The organism is Dactylosporangium sp. NPDC051485 (assembly GCF_040682015.1).
In the GTDB taxonomy this organism is placed as follows: domain Bacteria; phylum Actinomycetota; class Actinomycetes; order Mycobacteriales; family Micromonosporaceae; genus Dactylosporangium.
In genome coordinates this window covers 67040-92182 of record NZ_JBFAZW010000030.1, presented here as the reverse complement: position 1 = coordinate 92182, position 25143 = coordinate 67040, and the positions used below count along the sequence as shown (strand labels likewise).

Sequence of the window (25143 nt, the reverse complement as noted above, 5' to 3'; positions counted from 1 at the left end):
TACAGCCACTGGATCGCCTCCCGCGCGGTCCGGGCCGGCTTCGAGATGTCGTACCCGTAGGAGGCCGCCATCGCCTTGAGCTCTCCAAGGGCGCGCAACTGCTCGGCGAGTTCCTCGCGGTCGCGCACCACGTCGGGGCTCGCGGCGTGGTGGTCCAGCGACGCCTTGTCGCGCCGCTTCGCCTCGACGAGGAAGTCCACGCCGTACAGCGCGACGCGCCGGTAGTCACCGATGATCCGGCCACGGCCGTAGGCGTCGGGCAGGCCAGTGATGACATGGGCCTTCCGCGCGGCCAGGATCTGCGGCGTATAGGCGTCGAACACCGCGGCGTTGTGGGTCTTGCGGTACCGCGTGAAGATCTCCTTGACCGCCGGGTCCAGCTCATAGCCGTAGGCACGCAGCCCGTTCTCCACCATGCGCAGCCCACCGAACGGCATGATGGCCCGCCGCAGCGGCGCATCCGTCTGCAGCCCGACAATCAGCTCGTGCTCGCGGTCGATGTACCCGGGCGCGTGGGCGGTGATACCGGCCGGCGTGCGCGCGTCGACGTCGTAGACGCCACGCTCCCGCTCGGCCGGGAACATGCCGGTCAGCACGCCCCACACGTGCTGGGTCCGCTCGGTCGGGCCGGCGAGGAAGCCCCCGTCGCCCTCGTACGGCCGGACGTTGGCACGCACGAAGCCGGCGACGTCGACCTCGTCGCGCCACCGGCCACCGCGAAAGCCGCGCCAGGCGACGAGTCCGGTCTCGGCGGAAACAGTGGTCGCGCTCATCGCTCCTCCTGATGCGTTGGCCTCGATACAAGCCTCGTCGCGCGGGGGCTGGACGGGCAGGGCCGGAAGTCCCGGCCGTTCCCCGCCGATGGGCCCTGCCGGTTCGCCGGTTGTGGACCGAGGCTGGGTATAGGAATCGCTTCGAGGAGGATGCCATGAGGATCGTCGTCGGCTATGACGGCTCGGACGAGGCCCGGTGGGCGGTCGAGTGGGCAGCCGCCGAGGCGGAGCGGACCGGCGATCGGCTGTACATCGTCGACGCCTACCAGGTTGCGTTCCCCGGGGCGTACTACGCCGCCGCGGCCGAGCAGTTCGAGGCCGTCCGGGAGGCGGGCGAGGAGCTGGTCGCCGAGATCGTGGAGCGGGTCCGCGAGCGGGGCACCGGCATCGACGTGACCGGCGTGGCCGTCGACGCGCCGCCGGCTACGACGCTGCTGGAGTTCGGCTCCGGCGGTACCCGGCTGCTGGTCGTGGGCAACCGCGGGGCCGGCGGCCTGACCAACCTGCTGATGGGCTCGGTCAGCCAGCAGGTGGCCACGCATGCCGGGGTGCCGGTGGCCGTGGTCCGCGGCCGCTCGGCCGCCGCCGACGGCCCGGTGGCGGTGGGCGTGGACGGCTCGGCCTCCAGCGACGTCGCGCTGGGCCTCGCGTTCGACGCGGCCCGGGCCCGCGACGCCGAGCTGGTCGCGATCCGGGCCTACCCGACGCCGAGCCAGGCCGCGCTGCCGGCGGACGTGGTCGTGGCGCACGAGCGGGCGGCGTTGGAGGAGTCCCTGGCCCCGTGGCGGGTCCGGTACCCGGACGTCAAGGTCGAGGCGCTGGTCGCGCCGGGGCGGGCGGCGAAGGTCCTCATCGGCGTCTCGCACACGGCCCGGCTCGTCGTGGTCGGCAGCCGCGGCCATGGCGGCTTCGCCGGCCTGCTGCTCGGCTCGGTCGGCCAGCAGCTCATGCACCACGCCGAGTGCCCGGTGCTGATCGCGCACGCGGCGGCGGAGTAACCGTGCAACCGTCTGGAAGGGAAGAGCGACGATGACTCGTACGCACCGCGAGGTCGAGGTCAACGTGCAGCTGGCGCCCGGCATGGGGGCCGGCGTCCAGCAGTACGCCCGGGACAAGATCGCTGCGGTCCTGGGCCACACCGCCCGCCCGATCCTCTTCGCCCGGGTCCGCCTGGACCAGACGCGCAATCCCGCCGCGGACCGCCCGGTGACGGCTCGCGGCGAGGTCGACCTCAACGGGCGGGTGCTGCACGCCGAGGCGTGCGCGGATACTCCGTACGAGGCGCTGGACCTGCTGCAGGACCGGCTCCAGGCCCGCCTCGACCGCGAGCACCCGACCCACGCCCACTGAGCCGCGCGCGCCGCTGGTCACCGTGGTCCGCCACGGTGGCCGGCGGCGCGTCGGGGACGGGTCAGGCGGGCTCGGACTCCACCGTTTCGGGGGTGCGCGGGGCCGGGACGTGGGCCGGCGCCGGCCGCTGGGACGGGTCGGCCGCCGGGGGCAGTTCGGAGGCCGGGATGTCGGCGCTGGGCTTGGCGCGCCGGCCCGGGGTCCAGTGCTTGGCCCGCAGGGCGGGCTTCTCCACCAGGTACCACGAGCACACGGCCAGGATCAGGGCGGCCACGACCGAGGTCAACAGGTAGAACGTCCAGCCGAAGCGCGGTACGCCCAGGATGGCCAGGGCCTGCTGGGCCGGGAAGGCGTAGATGTAGACGCCGTAGGAGTAGTCGTTGCGGCGGCCGATCTTGCGCAGGACCTTCGGGAGGCGGACGCCGGCCCAGAGCAGCAGGTAGACGTAGGCGACGATGCACGGGCCGAAGAGGGGCAGGTCCAGGTACAGCGACAGCAGCGACAGCACCAGCGCGGTCACGCCCAGCGTGTCGTTGAGCGGGATCTTGTCGCGGTAGACGTCGGCGATCATGCCCAGGACGAACGCCAGGCCGAAGGCCCAGAGGTAGAACAGCGAGTAGGTGCCCAGGATCGGGAGCGTGATCGCGGCGACGTCGGCGATCGGGCCGGGGACGACGGGGTCGCGGAACGTGTCGTACACGATGACGGAGAACATGGCGGCGCCCAGCAGCAGCACGACCCAGCGGGCGCGGCGCAGGATCATGGTCACCGCCAGCACCAGGACCAGCAGGTAGCAGGTGAGCTCGGACTTGAGCGTCCACAGCGAGCCGTTGAGGGCGTTCGGGTACGGCGCCACGCTCGTCACGCGGGCGACGTCGCCCTGCTGCTGGTCGGTCAGGAAGTTGTGGTAGATGTACCCGAGCGGGCCCGGGCCGGCGCTGCGGAAGCCCGACAGGGTGCCGTGCTCGTGCCAGAACAGCAGCGGGGCCAGCACGAACGCGGTCGCGGCCAGGCACACCCAGTAGCCGGGGAAGATGCGCAGCGCGCGGTGCCAGATGTAGCGCAGCGGGCTGCTGCGGCGGCCGCTGTACGAGATCAGGAAGCCGGACAGGCCGAAGAAGCCGGTGACCGCCACGCCGCCCGTGTCGAAGGGGATGTGGACCGGCTCGCGGCCCGGGCCCCAGCCGAGGATGGCGGCGTGGCCGACGATGACGAGCAGCGCGAAGCACAGGCGCATGAAGTTGAACGCGTTGTCCCGGCCGGAGTACGCGGACTCCAGCGAGGTGCCCGCGAACAGGCGTCGCACTACTGGCATGTCCACCTCAACAGCACGAACGAATCGGACAAAGCGTGCCGCCGGCCGCGACGGACCCGGAAGAGCCTAGAGATCGGCGCCGCGGCTGGGAAGCAGCTGAGGGTCACATTACCGATACGGCCGTAGGGATCCGCGGGCAACTGCCGGTGACGGGTCAGGTCACGCTACCGCACGCGCAGGTCTTGGCGATGTCCCGCGGCGCCTGCCGCGCGTTGACCGGCTTCAGGCCCGCTCCGCGGCTGCGGGGAGCGGTCAGGCCGGCAGGGCGACGCTCTCGGGCGCGGCGACCCGGGCCGCCCAGTCGATCGGGTGGTCGAACTGCCAGGTGAACTTGGCGGGGTCGGCGAAGCGCATCGCCAGCGGCATGAGCAGGTCGCGCAGCACCCGGGCGACCGGCCCGGCGGCCTTGTCGCTGTTGGTGCGGGCGGCCATCCTGATGATGCGCTCCACCCGCTCCCGGCGCAGGCTCTCGTAGGCGGCGAACGCCTGCGGCACGGGCAGGTCGCGCAGGCAGCGGGCCAGCTGCACGCCGCTCTCCATGGCGAGGGAGGCGCCCTGGCCCGAGCTCGGGGACGTGGGGTGGGCGGCGTCTCCGAGCAGTACGACCCGGCCGGAATGCCACACGGGGACGCTCGGGATGTCCTCCAGCCCGCCCGTGATGACCAGGGCCTCGGGGGCGGTGCGGCGGATCATCCGCGCCGCCGGGGTGCGGTCCTCGGCGAACACCTCGGCCAGGCGGCGCAGCCACTCCTGCGCGCCGACCGCCTTGGCCTCGGCGGCGCTCATCGGGGTCCGGTGCGGGAGGTTGGCGAACCAGCCGCTTTCGTCGGGCGCGGCGACGTAGCCGAAGAAGGCGCGCTTGCCGAAGACCAGGTGCATCTTGCCCACCGTGTCCTCGAGGCCTTCGCCGCCGCAGCGGGCGCCGAAGCCGAGCAGGCCGGCGTAGCGGGGCTGCGGGGCGGACGGGTCGACGAGGCGGCGCACGGTGGAGCGGATGCCGTCGGCGCCGGCGAGGACGTCCGCGGCGGCGGTGGTGCCGTCGGCGAAGCGGGCCACGACCCGGCCCTCGGCGGCGTCGTCGGTCAGACCGGTCAGGCGCTTGCCGTGCTCGATGCGCACCCCGCGCCGCACGGCCTCGGTGTAGAGGGTGCGGTACAGCTCGGAGCGCCACACCAGCAGCTGCCCGGGCAGGCCGGGGATGTCGCCGAACTCGCCGAGCCGCTTGCCGGTCCAGCTCTGCATGACCATCCCGCGCATCGGCCGGCCGGCCGCGGCCACCGCCGCCTCCAGCCCGGCGTCGATCGCAGCGAGGGCGGTGCGGCCGTTCGGGGCAATGCTCAGGGCGCCGCCGACCCCGTCCGCCGTGCCGTCGTATGCCTCGTAGACCGTCGCCTCGATGCCCGCCTTCTGCAGCGCCATCGCGGCCACCGGCCCGCCGATCCCGCCCCCGATGACGATCGCGTTGTGGATCCCGGCCATGGCCAGCCCCGCTCTCTGGAGTAGTTGATGGTAACTATCCAGGAGCGACTAGTCAGAGTCAACTATTCAGTGCTGAACTCCGCGCCGTGCGCGGTCGCCCACATCGGGCCCCAACCCTCCTGCGGGTCGCAGATCTTGGCGATGAACTCCTCGACGAAGGACTGCTCGGCGTCGAGCAGGCGCAGGCGGTACGACTCCTCGATCAGGAACAGCGGGTGCACCCCTTCCGCCTGGGACTTGTCGATGACCTCGGCGGCCTCGGCCCGCTGCGCCTCCAGGCCCGCCAGCCGCTCCCGCAGCAGCGTGACCACCTCGCCCGGGGTCAGCGCGGAGACCATGGACAGGGCGGAGACGAACGCCGGGTACTCGTGCTGCGGCTGCCCGACCAGCTCGCGCAGCCAGTCGTGCAGCTCCGCGCGGCCGGCGTCGGTGATGCCGTAGACGGTGCGCTCCGGCCGCGCCCCCTCCCGGTTGACCTCCTGCTCGGCCACGAAGCCGGCCTTGGCCAGTTGCTGCACCACCATGTACAGCGACCCGTGGTTGAACTTGATGCTGCGCGCGTCGCCGTAGCTGCGCAGCGTCTTGGACAGCTCGTACGGGTGCATCGGCGCACGGCTGAGATACGCCAGCACGGCCAGGGCCAGCAGGTTGGACACCTGACGCCGCTTCACGCCGCCACCCCCGGCCCGCCGCCGTCCCACGCCGCCGCTCCCGGCTCCCGCCCGGCCCGGCACCGGCGCTCCCGACTCCTGCACGACCCGGCGTCAAAGCTCGTCACGCCGATGCCGCCGGCAGGCCCAGGGCGGTCCGCGCCTCGTCGTCCAGCGTGAGCCGGCCGGCGGCCACGTTCTCCTCCAGGTGCTCCAGCGACGCCGTGCCCGGGATGAGCAGCGTGTTGGGCGCGACGGCGAGCACCCAGGCCAGCGCCACCTGGGCGGGCGTGATGTCGAGCCGCTCGGCGATCGCCTTTACCTGCGGGTGACCGAGCACCCGCTCCCGCCCGAACGCCGCCCCCAGCGGGAAGAACGGCACGAACGCGATGCCCCGCTCCAGGCACAGGTCCAGCACCGGCCGGGACTGCTGGTCGACGAGGTTGAACGGGTTCTGCACGCAGACGATCGCGGTGCGCCCGAGGGCCTGGCGCAGCTGCTCCTCGTCGACGTTGCTCATCCCGATGCCCTCGAAGAGCCCCTCGTCGCGCATCGCGACCATGGCGTCGAGCTGCTCGGCGAGCACCCCGGGCGCGGACTTCGAGTGGATGCGCAGGTTGACCGCGTGCAGCCGCTCGACGCCCAGGGACCGCAGGTTGTCCAGCACCCCGGCGCGCAGTTCCTCCGGGGTCTGCGCGGGCAGCCACGCGCCCTTCTTGCCGCGCTTCGCGCCGACCTTGCTGACGAGCGCGAGCTGGCTCGGGTACGGGTACAGGGCGCTGCGCAGGATCTCGTTGGCGACGTCGGGCCCGTAGTACTGCGCCGTGTCGATGTGGTCGACGCCCAGGTCGACCGCGCGGCGCACCACCGCGAGGGCCTCCGCCCGGTCGCGCGGCGGGCCGAAGGCGCCACGGCCGGGCAGCTGCATGGCGCCGAACCCGACGCGATGGACCTTGCGCTTGCCGAGCGGGAACGTGTTCACGCATGCACTGTTGCACACGACGAGATTGAGCCGTCGGCCCTCGACCCCGATCGTCCCTCGCTGCCCCCAGGACAACTCCTCGCTGTCCCTGCCCATGAGTTATCGTCACCACGGCGATATAAACGCCGAGCCTTTCTTGTCAATGTGGTGATAAAGACATGACCTTCACCGTGACCGTCGACCTCGTGGTGCTCACGATCCGCGATGCCGCGTTGTCGGTACTGCTGATCCGCCGCGCCGCCGCGCCGTTCGAGGGCGACTACGCCCTCCCCGGCGGCTCCGTCCTGCAGCACGAGGACCTCCTCCACGCGGCCGCGCGCGAGCTGGAGGAGGAGACGGGCGTGGGCGGCGCCGGCCACCTGGAGCAGCTGGGCACCTACGGAGCACCGGACCGCGACCCGCGCGGCCGCGTGGTCACGGTCGCCTACCTGGCCCTGCTCCCCGACGCCCCGGCCCCGCGGGCCGGCAGCGACGCCGCCGCGGCCGAGTGGCGCCCCTTCGCGTCCCTGCCGCCGCTGGCCTTCGACCACGCGCGGATCCTGGCCGGCGGGGTGGAGCGGGCCCGGGCCAAGCTGGAGTACTCCCCACTGGCCACCGCGTTCTGCCCGCCGGAGTTCACCATCGCCGAGCTGCGCCAGGTCTACGAGGCGGTGTGGGCCACCCCGCTCGACCTGCGCAACTTCCACCGCAAGGTCAGCAAGACGCCGGGCTTCGTCACCCCGACGGGCCGCACGACGGCGGGCGAGCGGGGCCGCCCGGCCCGCCTCTTCACCCGCGGCCCGGCCGAGTTCCTCGTCCCGCCGATGCTGCGCATCAGCCCGGACGACCACGAGGACTAACCGGCGGTCGGGGCGAGTGACGGGGCTGGCGCGATCCCGCTACGGTCTACGGGCATGAGCGCACCGCAGGAGGCCACTGCCGGGCCGGCCGAGGAGACCGCCGCGCCCGTGGTTCAGGCCTCTGCTGCCGGGACCGGCAGCCGGGTGGTGGCGCTCGTCGGGGCACTCGGGGCGCTGTTCGCGCTGGCGTTGCCGTGGGCGCGGGAGGACAACACGGTCACCGTGGCCACCGATCTCGGGGGCACGGCCACGCTGCTGCAGCGGGGCGGGGAGCAGTGGAGTGGGTGGGCGTTGCACGGGGCCAGTCACCTCGACGGGCACCGGCCGGTCACGGTGGTGATGGCGATGGTGCTGATCACGTCCACGGCGGTGCTCATCGGCGGGGCCTGGGCGACGTTCGAGCGGCCGCGGTCGGCCTGGATCGCGCCCGCCATGGCGGCGGTGGCGATCCTGGCGCTGCTCGTGAGCATGCCGGGGCTGGACGGGGTGGCGGGACGGTTCGGGACCGGGCACGTCACGACCGTGGAGTTCGGGGTCACGGTGTGGCGCACGGCGCTCGCCGTCGTCGCCGCCGGGGCCACCCGGCTGGCGTTGCTGCAGGAGGCCGCCCGGCGCCGGCAGCGCTAGCCGCGCCCTGCGACCGGCGTCAGGAGGCGCGGCGCTGGGCGGCGCGCATCTGCTTGTACTGGTCCTGCGCCTCCTTGCTCCACCCCTGGATGGCTCCCTCGACGGTGGCCGGGCCGAAGATCCGGAAGAAGAAGTTGCCCACGCGGTCCTTCTTGGCGCGACGCTTAAAACCGAACACGGCCACCCTCCTCGTTAGTGGTCTAATCGTTGGTGTACCAACCATTGGGGTATCGCTAGTATGGCACACGTGGCCGAGAACGCAGCACCCACCGACCCGCTCGCGCTGGAGCATCAGGTCTGCTTCGCCCTGGCGGTGGCGTCGCGCAACGTGATCGCGCTCTATCGGCCGCTGCTGGAGCCGATGGGGCTGACGCACCCGCAGTACCTCGTGATGCTGGCGCTGTGGCAGCACTCGACGCTGTCGGTCAAGGACCTCAGCCGGCTCCTGCAGCTCGACCCGGGCACGCTGTCGCCCCTGCTCAAGCGGCTCGAATCCGCGGGGTACGTCGACCGGCGGCGGGCACCGCACGACGAGCGGGTGCTCGAGGTCACCCTCACCGAGGCGGGCAAGCTGCTGCGGGCCGACGCCGAGCGCATCCCGCCGGCCGTCGTGGAGCGGCTCGGCATGCCGGTGGAGCAACTGCTCCACCTGCACGCGGAACTCACCAAGGTGATCGAGAAGACAACGACCTGAGGGTTACCCGCGCTGCGAGAGCGGCGGTGAAGGCACCAACCTCCATTTGCGAACCAATGGTGACGACCCTCATAAATGGTTCGGGCTTTTCTTCGAGCGATACGCTTGATTCCACGCTGGCGCAAATCCAGAGGAGATCTTGGTATGGCGCAGGAAGATGACGTGTCCGAATTGGTAACACTCGAGCTGGCGATCTCCGATCCCACTCAGGCATCGCACCTGCGGGACTGGATTCGCGATCAGCCGGGTGTCCGGGTGACGACCAGGCCGGGGACACCGGATCCCGGCGAACTGGGCGCCCTTGGCGTGCTGGTCCTCCTCGCCAGCAGCAGCGGCCTCGTCGCGGCGATCAAGACGCTGCCAGAATTCCTGCGGTCGCGCCGCTCCGGCGTTCGCATCGAGACCACGTACCGGGGCGAGCCCTTCGTCCTCGATGCGACCAACGTCGATGACGTGCTTCCTCTGCTGAAGCGCCTGCTCGATGACTGAGCGGCGCACGACCGACTATTCGAGGTCCCGGGCGATCCTGATCGGCACGTCGGCCTACACCCACCTGCGCCCGGTGGACGCCGCGGCGAACAGCCTTGCCAGCATGAGCCGGCTGCTCACCGGGCCGCAGTGCGGCTGGCAGCCGGATCGGGTCACAGTCCTGCTTGACGAGCGCAAACCCGGCGATATCCCGGACCAACTGGTCGAGCAGTACTGCGACGCGACCGACATCGCGCTGTTCTACTACGTCGGCCACGGCCAGATCGACTTCCGCGACGAACTCTGCCTCGGCCTGGTCGACTCCCGGACCCAGACCGAACGCATCGCGACAACGAGCCTTACCTTCGACGCCGTACGCAGCGCCCTGACCATGAGCGACGCGAAGGTCAAGATCGTCATCCTGGACTGCTGCTTCGCCGGACTCGCCGTCGGCCGGGACGGCACCTTGTCGGCATCCCCCGACCTCATCGGCCTGACCGGAGGCACGGGCGCCTACATCCTGGCCGCGAGTGGCGCCTACAACAGCGCCTGGTTCGAGCAGGAGGGACCCGCGCCGATGACGTACTTCACCAAGCACCTCACCGAGATCGTCGACGAGGGCATCGCGGGCGAACCTGAGGGTCTCAACCTCAGCACGATCTACCGGCACCTCGAACACCGGCTCGCACAGGCGCGCAAGCCGCTGCCGAAGCGGCGGGTCATCGGCACGGCGGACAACTTCATCTTCGCCGTCAACCGTGCGTATACGCCCGAGCACGACGCCACGAGCCTCAGCGGCGCGCGCCGCTTCGACCTCCGCGGCCTCTACATGGACGACATCTACTCCGACCCCAGGGTCCGGGAAGAGGACGCCAGGACGGCCAATGCCAGGCTGCACTCGACGGAGACCCTCGCCGAAGCGGCCAAGATCTTCATGGCCGGCGGCGGGCGAACCGTTGATCCGGATGAGCCGAGCGACCCGCAACCGCCGCCCCCGCCCGCTCCCGAGCGGCCCATGATGCGCAGCCTGCAGTCCTCCGCGCCCGCCCTGCCCCAGCGGCCCGGCCCGTTCGGCAGTCCCGAGGGGATCATTGCCGCTGCCCGCTGGCAACGACTGACCGAACTCGTCGCCGAAGTCGACGGGCTTCGGCTGGCCGGGAAGGACTACTCCGCCAACGAGGTGCTCCTCGAAGTCGGCACGCACCGGTCACCGGTGGTGATCGTCGCGGCAGTGCGGGCCCTGCACACCCTGGAACGCGACACGGACGTCGTCACGGTCCTCGGCGGCGTCGGATGCGAGCGGCCCGCCGCGGTTGTCGTCGAGGTCGTCCAGGGACTGCAGTCCGCCGGGCTCCCCGACTTCGCCGACACGCTGCTGGCCGTGGTCGGCGCGAATGCGTCCGCAGGCAGCGTGATCGCGACGGTCGAGGCATTGCGTGGCATGGCCCTGTGGGAGGACAGCAAGGTGGTGCTCGCCGCGGTCCGCTGGAACAAGGCGGACGTGGCCTCCACGGTGCAGCGCGTGATCAGTTGAAGCCGGCCACGACCCGGCCGACGAGGTGCTGCGCCGCCTGCGGCCGGACGTGGTGAAGACGACGACCTGAGGGCTGCTTCGCACGCCGTCCGCGGGCTCGAGCGCCGGGACCGGCGTGATGTGTATGCCGTTCGAGCGGCGTCGATGTGCCGCTCGGCCCATTCGGTCACCGCCGCCGCGAGCACACGGCCGGCGTCGGAGCACTCGGCGGGAGCCGGGTCACGGCCGGCCTGGCGTCACACCGGGCCGGGGCCATCCCCGCAGCTCTGCACGATATAAGTGGAGTAGCCAGCTTTGATGCCCCAGTCGAGGACGACGCCCTGACAGTTCGTGGTGTGCCCGCCCTGCTGGTGGGTGCGCGCGGCGTCGGAGTAGAAGAGCCAGCCGCACATCGTGCCGGCCGCACACGCACTGTACGCGGCAGCCGGCGTGACCGGCGCCAGCACGAGCGAACCTACGCCAATTGCGGATACCAATGCGAGGCGACGCAGCAGCAAAGTCATACAATGATGCTCGCCAATGTATCGCCGAATCGCAAGAGTGCGCCGGTTTCCAGACGCAGCAACACAGGCGTGATCTTCACTGGCTGGCGGTAGGCTCCGCCTGTCCGGGGCGTGCGTCTCGACGACGACGCGGCCCTTGACCGTCTGCGCCGGGAGGTGCTGCCGACGCTGAACGACGACCGGGCTCTCTCGCTGTGTGTCGTGCTGGTGGAGCGGGCATCGGCCTACCGCGGCTGGGCCTGGGGCGGTGGCCGGCTGCTCGCCGATCTGAACCGGCGGGCACTGCCGTGGACCGCGGCCGATGCCGGGTTGTTGTTTGATCTGGCCCGCTCCGCGACGGGGCAGACCGTCATCACCGTGCTCAAGGCCGCGGTCAACGCCGCCGAACGGCTCGACGTGGTTGAGCGCAGCGGGTGCGTGAACCACATCCGGCACGCGCTGGAACGAATCGACGCCAACCCGCACGAGCCCAGCGAACGGGCACGGCTGCGGCTGCGGCTCGCGTTGCTCATCGAATCGGCCGGTACCGCCCGGGCCGGTGTCCGGACCGGCATGCTCCATGTCGAGGACGGCTGGAGCCAGGCGGCGCTCGAGTGTCTTTCGGTGGTGACAGCCGACGTGGATGTCGTCTCGGACGTGCTGACCCACGCCGCGACCATTCCTTCGGGTCCCCGCCCGACCAAGTCCTGGCTCAAGCGGACCGGCGAGCTGCTGGCCGGTCGGCCGGGGGTGGTGGCGCTGGTGCGTGAGCTGCTCGAGCTGGCGCACACCTGCGAGCCCGCCGAGACCGAGTTCTGGGGGACCCGGGCGCTGCTGCGGATCGGCTCGAGGATCTGGTCCGGGGGTTGCTGTGGGCCGCGCTGGTGGCCGGCGAACCATGGCTGACGCCGTTGGTGCTGGCGCTGCACGCGACGCGACCCGAGACGAAGGTGCTCAACGCGTGCTTCGCGGTACTCGGCCGGCGTGCCGACGCCGACGCGATCGCCGCGCTGGTCCGGCTCCAGCGGGCCACCCGTGACCGTGGCGACCTCACCCAGATCGCGGCCGCCCTCGACGAGGCCGCCGCCAACGCCGGTATCAGCCGGTCGGAGCTCACCGAGCAGACCATCCCTGCCGCCGGTCTCGACCGTCAGGGGGAGCGCCGGGTCAGCAGTGGCGACGTGACCGCCGTGCTCACGCTCGATGATCACGGGAAGGTACGGCTGGTCTGGGAGCACGGCGGCGCACAGACCGCCAAGCCCCCGGAATCGGCCGATCCGGCGCTGGTCGCCGAGCTCAAACGCGACACAGCTGAGCTGAAGAAGCTGGTCGCCGGCGAGCGGGACCGGCTCGAGGACCTGCTCGCCGAGCAACGCGAGTGGCCGCTGAACACGTGGCGGCAGCGCTACGGCGACCATCCGGTGACCGGCAGCCTCGCCAACCGGCTGCTGTGGACGGTCACCGAAGGCGACCGGAGCGTGGCGGCGTTACCCGCCGCGGGCGGCCGGTTCACGCTTGCCGGCGGCCAGGTCATCGAGCCGGGGGACGGGGCGCGGATCGGGGTCTGGCACCCCGTCAACGCCGACCCGCAGGAGGTCCACGCGTGGCGCACGCACATCATGGCCCGCGAGCTGGTCCAGCCGTTCAAGCAGGCGTTCCGCGAGGTCTATCTGCTGACGCCCGCCGAGGAGCAGACCCGCCTGTACTCCAACCGGTTCGCCGCGCATGTACTGCGCTACCAGCAGGCGTTCGCGTTGATGAAGCAGCGGCGGTGGGCAACCAACTACCTCGGCGGCTGGGACGGCGGTTACGACGGCGAAGCCAAGCGCGACTTTCCGGTCCACGGGCTGCGGGCGGTGTTCTTCCACCAGCAGGCCGGCGACGACGGAGGCGGTGACGTGGTGCAGTACTGCACCACCGACCAGGTGCAGTTCCAGCGGGCCCGAGGCCGCACCCGCGAGACGGTACCGCTGGCCGAGGTTCCCCCGGTGGTGTTTTCCGAAGCAATGCGCGACATCGACCTGTTCATCGGGGTGACCTCCATCGCGACCGACCCGGCCTGGGCAGATCGCGGCGAGGACCGCCGCTTCGCCTACTGGCAGCACAGTGCGTTCGGCAACCTGAGCGCGAACGGGCAGGTACGCCGGCAGGTCCTCGAACATCTGCTGCCGAAGCTGAAGATCCGGGACCGGGCCCGGCTCGACGGCAACTACCTGGTCGTCGACGGCCGAAAGCACATCTACCGAATCCACGTCGGCAGCGGCAACATCCTGATGTCGCCCAACGACCAGTACCTGTGCATCGTGCCGGCGCGGAGCACGAAGCCGACCGGTGTCCGGTTCATCCCGTTCGACGGCGACGAGATGCTTGCCGTGGTGCTCTCCAAGGCGTTGCTGCTGGCCGACGACCACCGCATCACCGACCCGTCGATCCTGCGTCAGATCGGCTGAGCAACGCACCGCCCGGACAGCCCGCGCACGTCGTGGCATGGCCGCACGCACAGCTGCGCTCGCTATTCGTGCCGCCCTCGCAGGGGGCCGAGTTCCCGGGCAGGGCCGATCACTGCTGCACGCCAAGCGGCCGACCCGGACTGGCTGGCCGGGCTGATCACCCGGCGGGTGCCGCTGGCGCGGGCCGCCGCCGAGGCGCCGACGCCACCCGGCCCGGACGACGTGACGACGATCGTCATCTTCTAAGTGTGCCGCGCGTGATCCACGTCAGGTTGGACGGCCGCAGCGCGTCGGTGCGATCGCCCAGCAGTTGCTCCTGCGAGACGTGGTCCGTGGCGAAGCCGGACAACACCCCGGCCATCCCGGCCGGCGAGAAGAACGACAGCCAAGGCTCGCCGTGCGAGGCGTTGAGCGGGCCGACCGCCGCGACGTAGGCGCCGGCGGCCGCGTCGCGGTCGGCCTCGGGCACCATGTGGTCGAGCACCAGGATGCTGCCGGGGGCGAGCCGGGCCACGGCGGCGACGGTCCGCGCCACCGACGACGGGGTGAGGTACATGGTCACGCCGAGCCAGGCCACGACCGCGGGCAGCGACGGGTCGAACCCGTGCGCCGCGAGCCGCGTGACGAGGTCGTCCCGCTCGAAGTCGACGGCGACGTACTGCACGGCACCGCCGAGCCCGGCCGACCGGACCGCGTCGCGCTTGTACTCCTGCGTGGCGGCCCGGTCGGCCTCGAACACCCGCACCTCCGGGCCGGCGGCACGGTGGGCGTAGCTGTCGAGGCCCGCGCCGAGCAGCACGTACTGGGTGTGCCCGGACGCGTGCAGCGTGTCCTCGGCGAAGCGGCTGCGGCACACGACCTGGGCCCGCGCCCCGGCGAGCACCGGGTGCTCCCCGTGCAGGCGGTGGTAGGCGAGCAGTTCCTCAGCCCGCTCCCCGAGCAGTGGCGCGGCGAGCGGGTCCGAGAACACGTGGGGTTCGTCGTCGACGATGAGGTGGGCGGCGCGGGCGGCGGCGGCCATGAGAGCCGTGCGGCTGATGTCGGTCACCCGGCCACGCTAGGCCGAAGATTCCGACATCATACCACAAAAACGAACATTTATCCAGTACCGCACCGGCCGACCTTGCGGTACAAGTGGATGCCTCGCCGGTGATTCAGCGGCCGATCGCCGCCGGGAGGTCGCGCACGGACGCCAGCACGTGGGTGGCGCCCGCCTCGCGCAGGGCCGCCTCGTCGTGGGCGCCGGTGAGCACGCCCGCGGCGATCCCGGCGCCGGCGCGCAGGCCGCACAGCACGTCGTATGTCGTGTCACCCGCCGTCGCCACCGCCCGCACGTCCTCGATGTCGAGGCGGAGCACCGCGGCGAGCACGAGGTCCGGGAAGGGGCGGCCGCGGCCGGCCTCGGCCGGCACGAGGGTCAGGTCGGCGATGTCCTTCCAGCCCAGGGCGGCGAGGATGCGGTCCGCGGTGTCCCGGGAGAAGCCGGTGGTCAGGGCGACCTTGATGCCGGCCTCGCGCAGGGCGCCGATGACCTCGGCGGCGCCCTCGATCGGGGCGCAGTGGCCCTCGTCGACCAGGTCGGCGTACGCGCGCTCGAAGGCGGCGTTGCCGGCCCGCGCGGCCGCCTCGTCGCCGCCCAGCAGGTGGCGGAAGACGCTGATCTTCGACTCGCCCATGGTGGCCCGCACGTGGGCGAGCATGGCGTCGTAGGCCGGGTCGCCAGGGTGCACCCCCTGCTCACCGATGGCGGCGGTGAACGCGCGCTCCACGAGGCCGCCGTCCTGCACGGTGGTGCCGGCCATGTCCAGGACCACGAGACTTACCACGACAGCTCCTCGGCGGTCTGCTCGGCGATGGCGGGGGAACAGGTCATGCCGCGGCCGCCCGGGCCGGTCACCAGGTGCACGCCCGGCGCGACCTCGGACCGGTAGGCCACCGCGGCGGGGTCGAGGCACTGGGCGTACACCCCGTTCCAGCGCCGCTCGATGCGCGGCAGGGGGCGGCCCAGCACGGCGGAGGCGACCTCGACGAGGTGGTCGTACGGCGCCTCGACCTCGTCGAACGGGAATGGCTCGGCATAGGCGTGGGTGTCGCCGATGGTCAGCCCGCCGTCGAGGCGCTGGACCATGAGCAGCTGCATGCCGTGCTCGGCGGCGACCGGCGGCTGCGGCTGCTCGATCCGGAGGCGTTGCGTGTCGTACGCCGGGTAGTACCGGAAGCTGTCGGCGTCCGCGACGGAGGTGGCCAGCGGCTCGCCCAGCGGCGCCGTCTGGGCCATCTGCAGCCAGACCCGGCGCACCGGGACCGGCCCGGCCAGCTCCTTCACCAGGCCGCCCAGCGCGGCCCCGGTGGCCAGCACGACCGCGTCGGCGCCGTGGACCTCGCCGGTGTCGTCGCGCACCGAGCCGGCGCCGACGGCGCGCACCTCCCGGCCGGGCAGCCAGGTGTAGCGGCCAGGCTCGCGCGAAGCGCTGCAGCGGGCCGGCCCGACGGCGAGCGCGGCGCGCAGCGCGGGCAGCGCGACCCGGGACTCCACGGCACCGTCGAGCGCGCAGTGCAGGCCGCCGAGGAAGTCGCCGCGCAGGGCCGGGTTCACCGCGCGGACCTGTTCGGCGTCCAGCAGCCGCCAGCCGCGCTCGGCGGCGTCGGGGGCGGCGGCCGCCGCCTCGGCCACGAGCCACTCGGCGTCGGTGCGCACGAGGGTCAGCGAGCCGTTGCCGCGGAAGCCCACGCCCGGCACCTCGGCGCCGATCTCCTCCCACAGCTGCCGGGCCCGCAGCGCGGTGGCCAGCTCCGGCCCGCTCGATCGGCCGGAGACCCAGACCAGGCCGAAGTTGCGCACCGAGGCGCCGCGGGCCTCGGCCTCACGCTCCAGGTGGACGACGTCGTGGCCGCGCCGCACGGCGTGCCAGGCGTGCATGGTGCCGAGCACCCCGCCGCCGACGATGACGATCCGCACGGATCCTCCGCTACGTGAATTGGTTCGGACCTTTAACCTAGACGCGACATCCCACGAAGCCAAGACGCGCTCCCCGGTGTTCATTTCCCGTTTGTACTGCGCCAGGTGGCAGGTACTGTGACGCCCCGTGGACGACCTCGTGCAAGGCATCGTGGCCCCCGGCTTCGAACCGGTCCGGGAGACCTTCCGCGGCCTCATCGAGTCGGGCGAGGAGACCGGCGCGGCGGTCGCCGCCTACGCCGGCGGGCGCCTCGTCGCCGACCTGTGGGGCGGCTGGGCCGACGCGGCCCGCACCCGGCCCTGGGCCCGCGACACGCTCGTCACCGTCTTCTCCGCCGGCAAGCCGGTGGCCGCCCTGGCCGTGCTGACCCGGGTCGCCGACGGCCGGATCGGCCTCGACGAGCCGGTGGCCCGCTACTGGCCGGCCTTCGCCGACCCGCACGGCACGGTGCGGCACGCGCTCGCGCACCAGCTCGGCCTGCCCGCCATCGCCGAGCCGCTCACCCCCGCCGAGGCGCTGGACTGGCCGCGCTGCACCGCCGCCGTCTTCGCCAGCCCGCTGGAGTGGGCGCCGGGGACCGCGGCCGGCGAGCACGCCCTGACGTACGGCAACATCCTCGGCGCCATCCTGCGCGGCGCGACCGGCGAGACGGTCGGCGAGGTGGTCCGCGGCCTCGGCCACGACGTCCACTTCGGACTGTCCACCGAGGACGTTGCCCGCTGCGCCGAGGTCGAGCACGCCACCCCGGACTGGGCGCGGCACGCGGTGCACGACCGCGGCGAGCTGTGGGCCCGGGCGCTGGGCAACCCCGCCGGCCTGCTCGACCCCGCGGTGCTCAACGGCGACGCCTGGCGCCGCGGCGAGCTGCCGGCCGTGAACCTGCACACCACCGCGCGCGGGCTGGCCGGGCTGTACCAGGCGCTGCCGGCCCTGCTGCCCGCCGCCCTGCTCGCCGAGGCGCTGGGCCCGCAGGCCGTGGGCCGCGACCGGCTGCTCGAGGAGGACGCCGTGTGGACGCTGGGCTGGCGGCGCGACGGGGACTGGGTCGGCATGGGCGGCATCGGCGGCTCCTCGGCCGGCGGGCTACTCGCCGACCCGGGCGGCTACCGGATGGCCTACGTGACCCGCCGCCTGGCGAGCCACGACCGCGGCAACGCCCTCTACGACGCCGTCGAGGCCTGCCTGACCTGACCGGCCGACGGCGCCCACGACCGGCCCTGCACCCCGACGCGGCCCCGGCGGTGCGCCGTGCTCGCCGCCAGGGCCGCAGACGGATGCCTGGTAAGGCTCACGCCGACCGCAGCGGGTCGCCGCCGGGCGCGTGCACCGCCGGTGCTCGCGTCCACGCGGCGATCCGTTCGACGAGCAACGACGCGAGGCCGGCCGGGTCGCGGTCGAGGTAGAAGTGCCCGCCGGGCAACACCCGCACGGAGAACGGGCCGCGGGCGTGCGACGCCCACGCCTGGGCGTCGGTGATGCTCACCCGTGGGTCCGCATCGCCGACGATGGACACAACGGGGCACCGCACCGCGCCGGTGCTGCCCGGGTATGTCTCCAGGGCCTTGTAGTCGTTGCGCACCGCTGGCAGCACCATCCTCACGAGTTCGGGGTCACGCAGCGGCGCGCTGCTGCCCCCGGCGAGGATGTTCAGCTCGGCGACGAGTTCGGCATCACGGAGCATGTGCACGGCCTTCCCGCCGTGCCGGGAGGGCGCCTTGGCCGCGGACGCGAAGAGGCCGAGCGGCATGGCTCCCTCGCGCTCGAACCGGGCGGCGATCTCAAACCCGACGGTGGCGCCCATGCTGTGCCCGAAGAGGGCCAGCGGCCGGTCCCGCCACGGCGCAAGCGCGTCGCCGACCAGGCGCGCGAGGTCGTCGAGGTCGTCGACGGGCGCCTCGGCGAGCCGGTCCTGCCGGCCGGGGTACTGGATGGCCAGCACCTCGACGGCCAGTGCGAGCTCCCGAGCGAGGGTGAAGAACGCCGACGCCGAGCCGCCGGCGTGCGGCAGACAGGCAAGGGCGACGGGCGCATGCGGCGCCGGAACCAGCCGGCGCACCCAACGATTGGTCATGACGCATCGGGGAAGTAGCCGCGCTTGACGAAGAAGTCGACGTGCCGGCGGAACAGCTCGCGGGTCGCGGGCGGGCAGACAATCCCGCTGCCGGCCAGCGCCTCGGCGGTCTCCCGGTCGTCGACCGGCGGGTAGAACCGCTCGGGTGCGGCAGTCATCACCTCGAACGCGTCCAGCAGCGGTACGAGCGCGTTGTCGGGATCGGCGGCGATCGCGGCGCGCCACGCGTCGGCGTCGCGCTCGTCGAGACGGTAGCCGTAGGCGCGCAGCTCGTCGAGCATGTCGGCGAGCCCGAGGTCGCTGTGGTTGGCGACGTGGAACGTGCCGCCGGCGGTGCCGGCCTGACGGGACACGTGCAGGATCGCGGCGCTGCAGTAGGTGACCGGCATGAGCCGGAATCGCACCGGGATCGGGCCGGGCTCGGCGCCGGCCTGCAGCATGCCCTTGAGGGCCAGCCACACGAAGTCGCGACTCTGGCAGGCGCCGGTGGTCTCGTCGCCGGCGATGAGATCGACGCGGTACACCGTCACCGGCAGCCCGCGCTCCTGCGCGACGCCGATGAGCTGTTCGGCGACCCACTTGCTCTGCGTGTACCCGGTGGGCAGCGTGTGGCCGGGGCCGGTGGGGTCGCCGACGCGCAGCCCGGCGCCGCCGGTGTCGCGCCCGACGTAGACGCCGAGTGTGGACACGTAGTGGACGGGCACGGTGCGGTGCGCGGCGGCCAGGCGCAGGAGCTCCACGGTGCCGAGCACGTTGGCGGCGCGGACGGTGGCGTAGGGCTGCACCCAGTTGACGGCAGCGCCGACGTGATAGACGGCGTCGACGGTGCGGGCCAGCTCGTCGAACCGTTCGTCGCTCAGCCCCAGGCTCGGCGCGGCGAGATCCCCCACGACCACATCAACTCGACTTTCGTCGATTTCTTTCCAGATGTCGTACCACCTGAGGTTGGCCCGCAGCCGTTCGCGTGCCGCGTCGATGTCGGCGGCCCGCACCAGGCAGGACACGGTCGCACCGGTGTGCCGCAGCAGGTCGCGCAGCAGGTACGCGCCGAGGAATCCGGTGGCACCGGTGAGCAGGACGCGGCCCGGGTCCACGGCGACGGTGTGCACCTCGGCGGCCGGGCGGATGTCGTCGGCGAGGACGGTGTCGGCGGCCAGGACGGCGGTGAGCTCGCGCGCCGGGTCGGCGGCTACGGCGGCACCGCGCAGCTCGCCGTCGAGGTACGTGGTGACGGCGGTGACGCTGGGATGGTCGAACACGAACGTGGTCGGCAGCCGCAGCCCCACACGGGCCGCGAGCCGGTTGCGGAACTCCACGCCCGTCAGCGAGTCGAAGCCGAGGTCGGTGAAGTGCTGATCGGCATCGATGCCGGCGGGATCGGCATGGCCGAGCACGGCGCTGACCTCGGTACGCACGATCGCGGCGATGCGGTCGCAGCGGTCGCCGTCGTCGAGCCCGGCGAGGTCGTCGGCGAGGGAGCGCCCCGCCGTGGCGTCGTTGCGGGCCTTTGCCCGTTGCGGCGCGCCGAGCAGCGCGGCGAGGACCACGGCGGGCTGCGGCTGGCCGCGCAGCGCGGTGAGGTCGAGCGGGGCTGCGACGGCGACCGGATGCCCGGTGGCGATGGCGACGTCGAGCATGCCCCGGCCCCGGTCGGTACCGATGGGCGGGAAGCCGGCCCGGGCGATGCGCTCGATGTCGGCGGCGCTCAGGTCGCCGGTGGCGCCGCTGGTCGCCCATACGCCCCACGCGATGGAGGTCGCGGGCAGGCCGAGGCCGTGGCGGTGCTCGGCGAGGGCGTCGAGGAACGTGTTGGCCGCGGCGTAGCTGGACTGGCCGGCGCCGCCGATGGTGCCGGCGAGCGAGGAGAACGTGACGAACGCGGTGAGGTCCGCGTCGCGGGTGAGCTCGTGCAGGTGCCACGCCGAGACCGCCTTCGGGCGCAGGACGCTGTCGAGCCGTTGCGGGGTGACGTCGGTGATGAGCCGGTCGTCGATGGTGCCGGCGGCGTGGATGACGCCCGCGAGCGGCCGGTCGGCGGGGATGGCGGCGAGGACTGCGGCGAGGGCGTCACGGTCACCGGCGTCGCAGGCGGCGATGGTGACGGTGACGCCACCGCCGCCGAGCGAGTGCAGCTCGGCGGCGAGCGCGTCCGCGCCGGGGGCGGCGGGGCCGCGACGGCTGGTGAGGACGAGGTCGGTGACGCCGTGGACGGTGACGAGATGCCGGGCGAAGAGCGCGCCGAGGGTACCGGTGCCGCCGGTGATGAGCACGGTGCCGCCGGACCGCCAGGCGGGTGCGCCCGGCGCAGACGGCAGGGCGGGCATGCGGCGCAGGCGGGGCAGCAGCACCCGGCCGTCGCGGATGGCGCACTGGTCGACGCCGGCGCCGACCGCAGCGTCAAGCGGCCCGCCGGCGGCGCCGGAACCGGCGTCGAGGTCCGCGAGCACGAACCGCTCCGGGTTCTCCGACTGCGCCGAGCGGACCTGCCCCCACACGGCCGCGGCGGCGGGATCGGTGACCGGGGCGTCGGCGGCGACCGCGCCGGAGGTGACGAACACCAGTGGCGTGTCGGCGGCGGCCGGCTCGGCGAGCCACGCCAGCACCAAGGCGAGGACCCGGCGCGTGTGGATGCGGGTGTCCTCCGCGGTCGCGGCGCCGCCCGGCTGCCCGGAGCGGCAGTCGTAGCGCGCCGCGCCGGCAGCAGCCGCCGCGGCGACGGCGACGCGCAGCTGCTCGGGATCGTCGGGCGCGCCCTCCGGGATCACGGCCCAGGCGAGGGGTGCGGCGGGCGGGGCCGGCTCGACCGGGGTCCAGTCCATGCACAGCAGCGCGTCGTGGTCGCGGGCGCCGGCCCGCGCGACGGCAGCGGCGTCGACGGCGGTGAGGACGGCCTCGTCAAGGGTGGCGACGACGGCGCCGGAGCGGTCGGTGAGCACGGCCGACCAGGCGTCCTCACGCAGCCGGGTGAGCGCCGCCCGCAGCGCGACGGCGCCGGTGGAGCGCACCTGCCAGCCGCGCCAGCCAGCGACGGTCCGCGGCGCGCCGGGATCGGCGAGCTGGACCGACTGGAGCACGGCGTCGAGCAGGGCCGGGTGGACGCGGTACCGGGCCGCCTCGGGGTGCAGCTCGTCGGCGAGCGTCAGTTCGGCGTACACGGCCGGCGGCCCGGCGTCCGGGACCGTCGTCCACAGTGCCGTGACGCCGCGCAGCACCGGGGCGTACGCGACGCCGGCCTCGCCAAGGCGGTCGTAGCCGTCGGCGGCCGGGAGCTCGGCGGCGCATGGCGGCCACTCCCCCGGCCAGGTGGAGGGCGGCGCCGCAGCGGGCGGGGTACGGGTGCCGAGGCGGCCCTGCGCGTACAGGGTCCACAGGCCCTCGCCCCCGTCGGGGCGGGCGTGCACGGTGAAGCCGCGCGACCGGCGCTCGTCGGGGGCGCCGACGCGGACCTGCAGCTGGAGCGCGCCGCGGGCGGGCAGGACGGGCGGTGCGACGATGCGCAGCTCCTCGACGCCGGTGCAGCCGGCCGCGTCGGCGGCGGCGGTGGCCGCCTCCAGCAGCGCGGCCGGTGACAGCAGGGCGGTACCGTCCACCATGCATGCATCCAGCCAGGGCAGCGCGGCGCGGGTGAGCCGGGCGGTGCAGACGGTCTCGTCGCTGCCGGCCACCACCACCGGTGCGCCGAGCAGCGGGTGGTCGGCCGCGTCGCGGGCCCGGCCGGTAGCGGTGTACCAGAAGCGCTCCCGCTGGAACGCGTACGTGGGCAGGCGCACCGGCCGGGCGCCGGTGCCGGCGAACGGGTGGGCGCGGTCGACGGCGACGCCACGGGTGTGCAGCTCGGCGAGCGCGGCGTGGAAGCGGGCCGGGCCGCCGTCGTCGCGGCGCAGGGTGCCGGTGACGACGGCGTCGGTGCCGAGACTGCCGCGCAGCGCGCCGACGAGCACCGGGTGTGCGCTGACCTCGACGAAGACGCCGTGCTCGGCCTCGGCGAGGGCGCGCACCGTGGCGGCGAACTCGACCGGGCTGCGCATGTTGCCGTACCAGTAGGCGGCGCCCATGGTCGCGGTGTCAAGGAGGGCGCCGGTGACGGTCGAGTACAGCGGCACGGTTCCGGCGCGGGGACGCACCTCGGCGAGCTCGGCCAGCATCTCGTCGCGGACGGCCTCAACCTGCGGCGAGTGGGAAGGGAAGTCGGCGGGGAACCGCTTGGTGCGGGCGCCCTCGGCGGCGCACTCGGCGAGCAGTTCGGTGAGGGCGTCCCGGTCGCCCGCGACGAGGACGGCGGTTGGCCCGTTCTCGACGGCGACGGTGAGCCGGCCCGCCCAGCGCGTGAGTCGCCGCTCGACCTCGGCGCGCGGCATCTCGACGGCGCCCATGCCGCCGAGGCCTTCGAGGGTGCGCGCGAGGCGGCTGCGCACGGCGATGATCCGGGCGGCGTCGGACAGGCTGAGCGCGCCGGCGACGACAGCGGCGGCGATCTCGCCCTGCGAGTGGCCGACGACGGCGGCGGGGCGCAGCCCGGCGGACTGCCAGAGCGCGGCGAGGGACACGTGCATGGCGAACAGGGCGGCCTGCACGACGTCGAGCCGGTCGAGCCCGGGTGCGCCCGGCGCGCCGCGCAGCACGTCGTCGAGGGAGACGTCGACGAAGGGCTCGAACGCCTTGACGCACTCGGCGATCCGGTCGGCGAACACCTCGGACGCGTCGAGCAGCCCGGCGGCCATGGCCGGCCACTGGCTGCCCTGGCCGGGGAAGACGTAGACGACACGGCCCGGCTCGCCGGCCGTGCCGGTGACGAGGTTGGCGGCCTCCTCTCCGGCGGCGAGGGCGTCGAGCCCGGCGAGGACGTCGGCGGTACCGGTGCCGATGACGGCGGCGCGGTGGCGCAGCGCGGCGCGGGTGGTGGCCAGCGAGTAGGCGGCGTCACGCAGGGCGCGCGGGTCGTCGCCGGGCAGGGACCGCACGTGCGCGGCGAGGCGGGCCGCCTGGGCGCGCAGCGCGGCCGGCGTCGTCGCCGACACGTGCCACGGCAGCGGCACCGCCCGGTACCCGTCGGCGTCGTCGCCCGGCCCGTCCGCGTCGCTGGGCGGTGCCTGTTCGAGGATGAGGTGGGCGTTGGTCCCGCTGGCGCCGAACGCGGACACGGCGGCACGCCGCGGGTTGCCGGTCTCGGGCCAGGGCCGGGTCTCGGTGAGCAGCTCGACGTCGCCGGCGTCCCAGTCGACGAACGGCGTGGGTGCATCGAAGTGCAGCAGGCGGGGCAGCAGGCCATGGCGCAGCCCCTGAACGGTCTTGACGATGCCGCCGACGCCGGCCGCGGCCTGGGCGTGACCGACGTTGGCCTTCAGCGAGCCGACCGGCAGCGGCCGGCCGGGCGGGCGCTCCCGGCCGTATGTGGCCAGCAGCGCCCGGGCTTCGATCGGGTCGCCGAGGCGGGTGCCGGTGCCGTGGGCCTCGACGGCGTCGACGTCGGCGGCGCTCAGCCCGGCGGCCTGCAGCGCCTGCCGGATGACGCGCTCCTGGGCCTGGCCGTTGGGGGCGGTGAGGCCGTTGGAGGCGCCGTCGGAGTTGACGGCGCTGCCGCGGATGACGGCGAGGACGCGGTGGCCGTTGCGGTTGGCGTCGGCGAGCCGTTCGAGGACGAACACGCCGGCGCCCTCGGACCAGCCGATGCCGTCGGCGGCCGCGGCGAACGGCTTGCACCGGCCGTCTGGGGCCAGGCCGCGCTGGCGGCTGCCGTCGATGTACCCGCCGGGGTGGGCGGCGATGTAGGCGGCACCGGCCAGGGCAAGGGTGGTCTCGCCGGATCGCAGGGACTGGGCGGCCAGGTGCACTGCGACGAGCGTCGAGGAGCACGCGGTGTCGACGGACACGGCCGGGCCCTGCAGGCCCAGGGTGTAGGAGATGCGGCCGGACGCCATGCTGCTGAGTTTGCTGGTCATCTGGTAGCCCTCGAACTCGGCGGGGACGTCGAGGTCGAGGTAGCTCTGCTCGACGAGGCCGGCGAACACGCCGGTCCGGCTGCCGGCGAGGCTCGTCGGGTCGATGCCGGCGTCCTCCAGCGCCTCCCACGCGGATTCGAGAAGGATCCGCTGCTGCGGGTCCATGGCCAGGGCCTCGCGCGGGGAGATGCCGAAGAACGCGGCGTCGAACTGGGTGGCGGTGGCGACGAACCCGGCCTCACGGATGTAGATCCGGCCCGCCTTGGCGGGATCCGGGTCGTACATCGCGTCGAGGTCCCAGCCGCGGTCGTGCGGGAACGGCGTGATCTCGTCGCGTTCCTCGACGGCGACCCGCCACAGCTCGTCGGGGTCGGCGGCGCCGGGGAAGTGGCAGGACATGCCGACGATGGCGACGGTGTCCCGGTCGGCGGCCTCCAGTTCGGCGATGCGTGTGCGGGCCTGGCGTAGGTCGGCGGTGACCCAGCGAAGGTACTCGACCAGCTTCTCGTCGTTGGACATGCGCGGTTCTC

At 73.3% G+C, this 25143-nt stretch carries 23 protein-coding genes; 10 read left to right on the top strand and 13 right to left on the bottom strand.

All coding sequences use genetic code 11. The features are described 5' to 3' along the window. Positions 1-773: pyruvate formate lyase family protein (locus AB0M46_RS19325; RefSeq protein WP_363337720.1), on the bottom strand; the 773-nt coding region annotated here is incomplete at its 3' end. Positions 774-928: 155 nt separating this feature from the next. On the opposite strand from AB0M46_RS19325, the gene AB0M46_RS19320 reads away from it, so the two are divergent. Together AB0M46_RS19320 and AB0M46_RS19315 are read left to right on the top strand one after the other, a co-directional pair. Then, positions 929-1771, top strand: coding sequence for a universal stress protein (locus AB0M46_RS19320; protein ID WP_363337718.1), 843 nt, complete (start codon positions 929-931; stop codon positions 1769-1771). Between the two features lie 31 nt (positions 1772-1802). Then, on the top strand, positions 1803-2123 hold the full coding sequence (locus tag AB0M46_RS19315) for an HPF/RaiA family ribosome-associated protein (RefSeq protein WP_363337716.1): 321 nt from the start codon (positions 1803-1805) through the stop codon (positions 2121-2123). A 61-nt stretch (positions 2124-2184) separates the two neighbouring features. Here the strand turns inward: AB0M46_RS19315 and AB0M46_RS19310 are convergent, their stop codons facing one another. From AB0M46_RS19310 to AB0M46_RS19295, 4 genes are all read right to left on the bottom strand, one after another. Then, on the bottom strand, positions 2185-3438 hold the full coding sequence (locus AB0M46_RS19310) for an acyltransferase (RefSeq protein ID WP_363337714.1): 1254 nt from the start codon (positions 3436-3438) through the stop codon (positions 2185-2187). Between the two features lie 252 nt (positions 3439-3690). Next, complete coding sequence (locus tag AB0M46_RS19305; RefSeq protein WP_363337712.1) at positions 3691-4917, bottom strand: NAD(P)/FAD-dependent oxidoreductase; 1227 nt, start codon at positions 4915-4917, stop codon at positions 3691-3693. Between the two features lie 62 nt (positions 4918-4979). Then, positions 4980-5588 carry a PadR family transcriptional regulator gene (locus AB0M46_RS19300; RefSeq protein WP_363337711.1) on the bottom strand — a complete coding sequence of 203 codons (609 nt, stop codon included), beginning with the start codon at positions 5586-5588 and terminating at the stop codon, positions 4980-4982. Between the two features lie 103 nt (positions 5589-5691). After that, positions 5692-6549, bottom strand: coding sequence for an oxidoreductase (locus AB0M46_RS19295; RefSeq protein ID WP_363337709.1), 858 nt, complete (start codon positions 6547-6549; stop codon positions 5692-5694). Positions 6550-6707: 158 nt separating this feature from the next. On the opposite strand from AB0M46_RS19295, the gene AB0M46_RS19290 reads away from it, so the two are divergent. Beyond that, positions 6708-7388, top strand: a complete 681-nt coding sequence (locus AB0M46_RS19290) for an NUDIX domain-containing protein (protein WP_363337708.1) — start codon at positions 6708-6710, stop codon at positions 7386-7388. Positions 7389-7442: 54 nt separating this feature from the next. Beyond that, positions 7443-8015 carry a hypothetical protein gene (locus tag AB0M46_RS19285; protein WP_363337707.1) on the top strand — a complete coding sequence of 191 codons (573 nt, stop codon included), beginning with the start codon at positions 7443-7445 and terminating at the stop codon, positions 8013-8015. A 19-nt stretch (positions 8016-8034) separates the two neighbouring features. Here AB0M46_RS19285 and AB0M46_RS19280 read toward each other — a convergent pair whose 3' ends face one another. Then, complete coding sequence (locus AB0M46_RS19280; RefSeq protein ID WP_363337706.1) at positions 8035-8193, bottom strand: hypothetical protein; 159 nt, start codon at positions 8191-8193, stop codon at positions 8035-8037. A gap of 69 nt (positions 8194-8262) precedes the next feature. On the opposite strand from AB0M46_RS19280, the gene AB0M46_RS19275 reads away from it, so the two are divergent. The 3 genes from AB0M46_RS19275 to AB0M46_RS19265 all read left to right on the top strand — a co-directional run bounded on the left by AB0M46_RS19275 (position 8263) and on the right by AB0M46_RS19265 (position 10711). After that, positions 8263-8709 (top strand): MarR family transcriptional regulator, encoded by a 447-nt coding sequence (locus AB0M46_RS19275; RefSeq protein WP_363337704.1) that lies wholly within the window; start codon positions 8263-8265, stop codon positions 8707-8709. Between the two features lie 144 nt (positions 8710-8853). Beyond that, positions 8854-9198 carry a hypothetical protein gene (locus AB0M46_RS19270; protein ID WP_363337702.1) on the top strand — a complete coding sequence of 115 codons (345 nt, stop codon included), beginning with the start codon at positions 8854-8856 and terminating at the stop codon, positions 9196-9198. Beyond that, complete coding sequence (locus AB0M46_RS19265) at positions 9191-10711, top strand: caspase family protein (RefSeq protein ID WP_363337700.1); 1521 nt, start codon at positions 9191-9193, stop codon at positions 10709-10711. The genes AB0M46_RS19270 and AB0M46_RS19265 overlap by 8 nt, the downstream gene beginning before the upstream one ends. Before the next feature lie 236 nt (positions 10712-10947). On the opposite strand, the gene AB0M46_RS19260 is transcribed toward AB0M46_RS19265, so the two are convergent. After that, positions 10948-11214 (bottom strand): hypothetical protein, encoded by a 267-nt coding sequence (locus AB0M46_RS19260; RefSeq protein ID WP_363337698.1) that lies wholly within the window; start codon positions 11212-11214, stop codon positions 10948-10950. 111 nt (positions 11215-11325) lie between these two features. Here AB0M46_RS19260 and AB0M46_RS19255 point away from each other — a divergent pair, with 111 nt between their 5' ends. Continuing rightward, positions 11326-12099, top strand: a complete 774-nt coding sequence (locus AB0M46_RS19255; RefSeq protein WP_363337696.1) for a hypothetical protein — start codon at positions 11326-11328, stop codon at positions 12097-12099. After that, complete coding sequence (locus AB0M46_RS19250; RefSeq protein ID WP_363337694.1) at positions 12060-13643, top strand: DUF4132 domain-containing protein; 1584 nt, start codon at positions 12060-12062, stop codon at positions 13641-13643. Before AB0M46_RS19255 ends, AB0M46_RS19250 begins: the two co-directional genes overlap by 40 nt. A 62-nt stretch (positions 13644-13705) precedes the next feature. Here the strand turns inward: AB0M46_RS19250 and AB0M46_RS19245 are convergent, their stop codons facing one another. The 4 genes from AB0M46_RS19245 to AB0M46_RS19230 all read right to left on the bottom strand — a co-directional run bounded on the left by AB0M46_RS19245 (position 13706) and on the right by AB0M46_RS19230 (position 16602). Then, complete coding sequence (locus tag AB0M46_RS19245) at positions 13706-13882, bottom strand: hypothetical protein (protein WP_363337692.1); 177 nt, start codon at positions 13880-13882, stop codon at positions 13706-13708. Then, positions 13879-14691 (bottom strand): class I SAM-dependent methyltransferase, encoded by an 813-nt coding sequence (locus AB0M46_RS19240; RefSeq protein WP_363337691.1) that lies wholly within the window; start codon positions 14689-14691, stop codon positions 13879-13881. The genes AB0M46_RS19245 and AB0M46_RS19240 overlap by 4 nt, the downstream gene beginning before the upstream one ends. Before the next feature lie 106 nt (positions 14692-14797). Then, complete coding sequence (locus AB0M46_RS19235; protein WP_363337689.1) at positions 14798-15469, bottom strand: phosphonatase-like hydrolase; 672 nt, start codon at positions 15467-15469, stop codon at positions 14798-14800. Then, positions 15463-16602, bottom strand: a complete 1140-nt coding sequence (locus AB0M46_RS19230) for a TIGR03364 family FAD-dependent oxidoreductase (protein WP_363337687.1) — start codon at positions 16600-16602, stop codon at positions 15463-15465. Before AB0M46_RS19230 ends, AB0M46_RS19235 begins: the two co-directional genes overlap by 7 nt. A gap of 127 nt (positions 16603-16729) precedes the next feature. On the opposite strand from AB0M46_RS19230, the gene AB0M46_RS19225 reads away from it, so the two are divergent. Then, complete coding sequence (locus AB0M46_RS19225; RefSeq protein WP_363337685.1) at positions 16730-17794, top strand: serine hydrolase domain-containing protein; 1065 nt, start codon at positions 16730-16732, stop codon at positions 17792-17794. Between the two features lie 97 nt (positions 17795-17891). Here the strand turns inward: AB0M46_RS19225 and AB0M46_RS19220 are convergent, their stop codons facing one another. Both AB0M46_RS19220 and AB0M46_RS19215 read right to left on the bottom strand, forming a co-directional pair. Beyond that, positions 17892-18674, bottom strand: a complete 783-nt coding sequence (locus tag AB0M46_RS19220; protein WP_363337683.1) for an alpha/beta fold hydrolase — start codon at positions 18672-18674, stop codon at positions 17892-17894. Further along, positions 18671-25132, bottom strand: coding sequence for a thioester reductase domain-containing protein (locus AB0M46_RS19215; RefSeq protein WP_363337681.1), 6462 nt, complete (start codon positions 25130-25132; stop codon positions 18671-18673). Before AB0M46_RS19215 ends, AB0M46_RS19220 begins: the two co-directional genes overlap by 4 nt. Positions 25133-25143 lie beyond the last annotated feature (11 nt).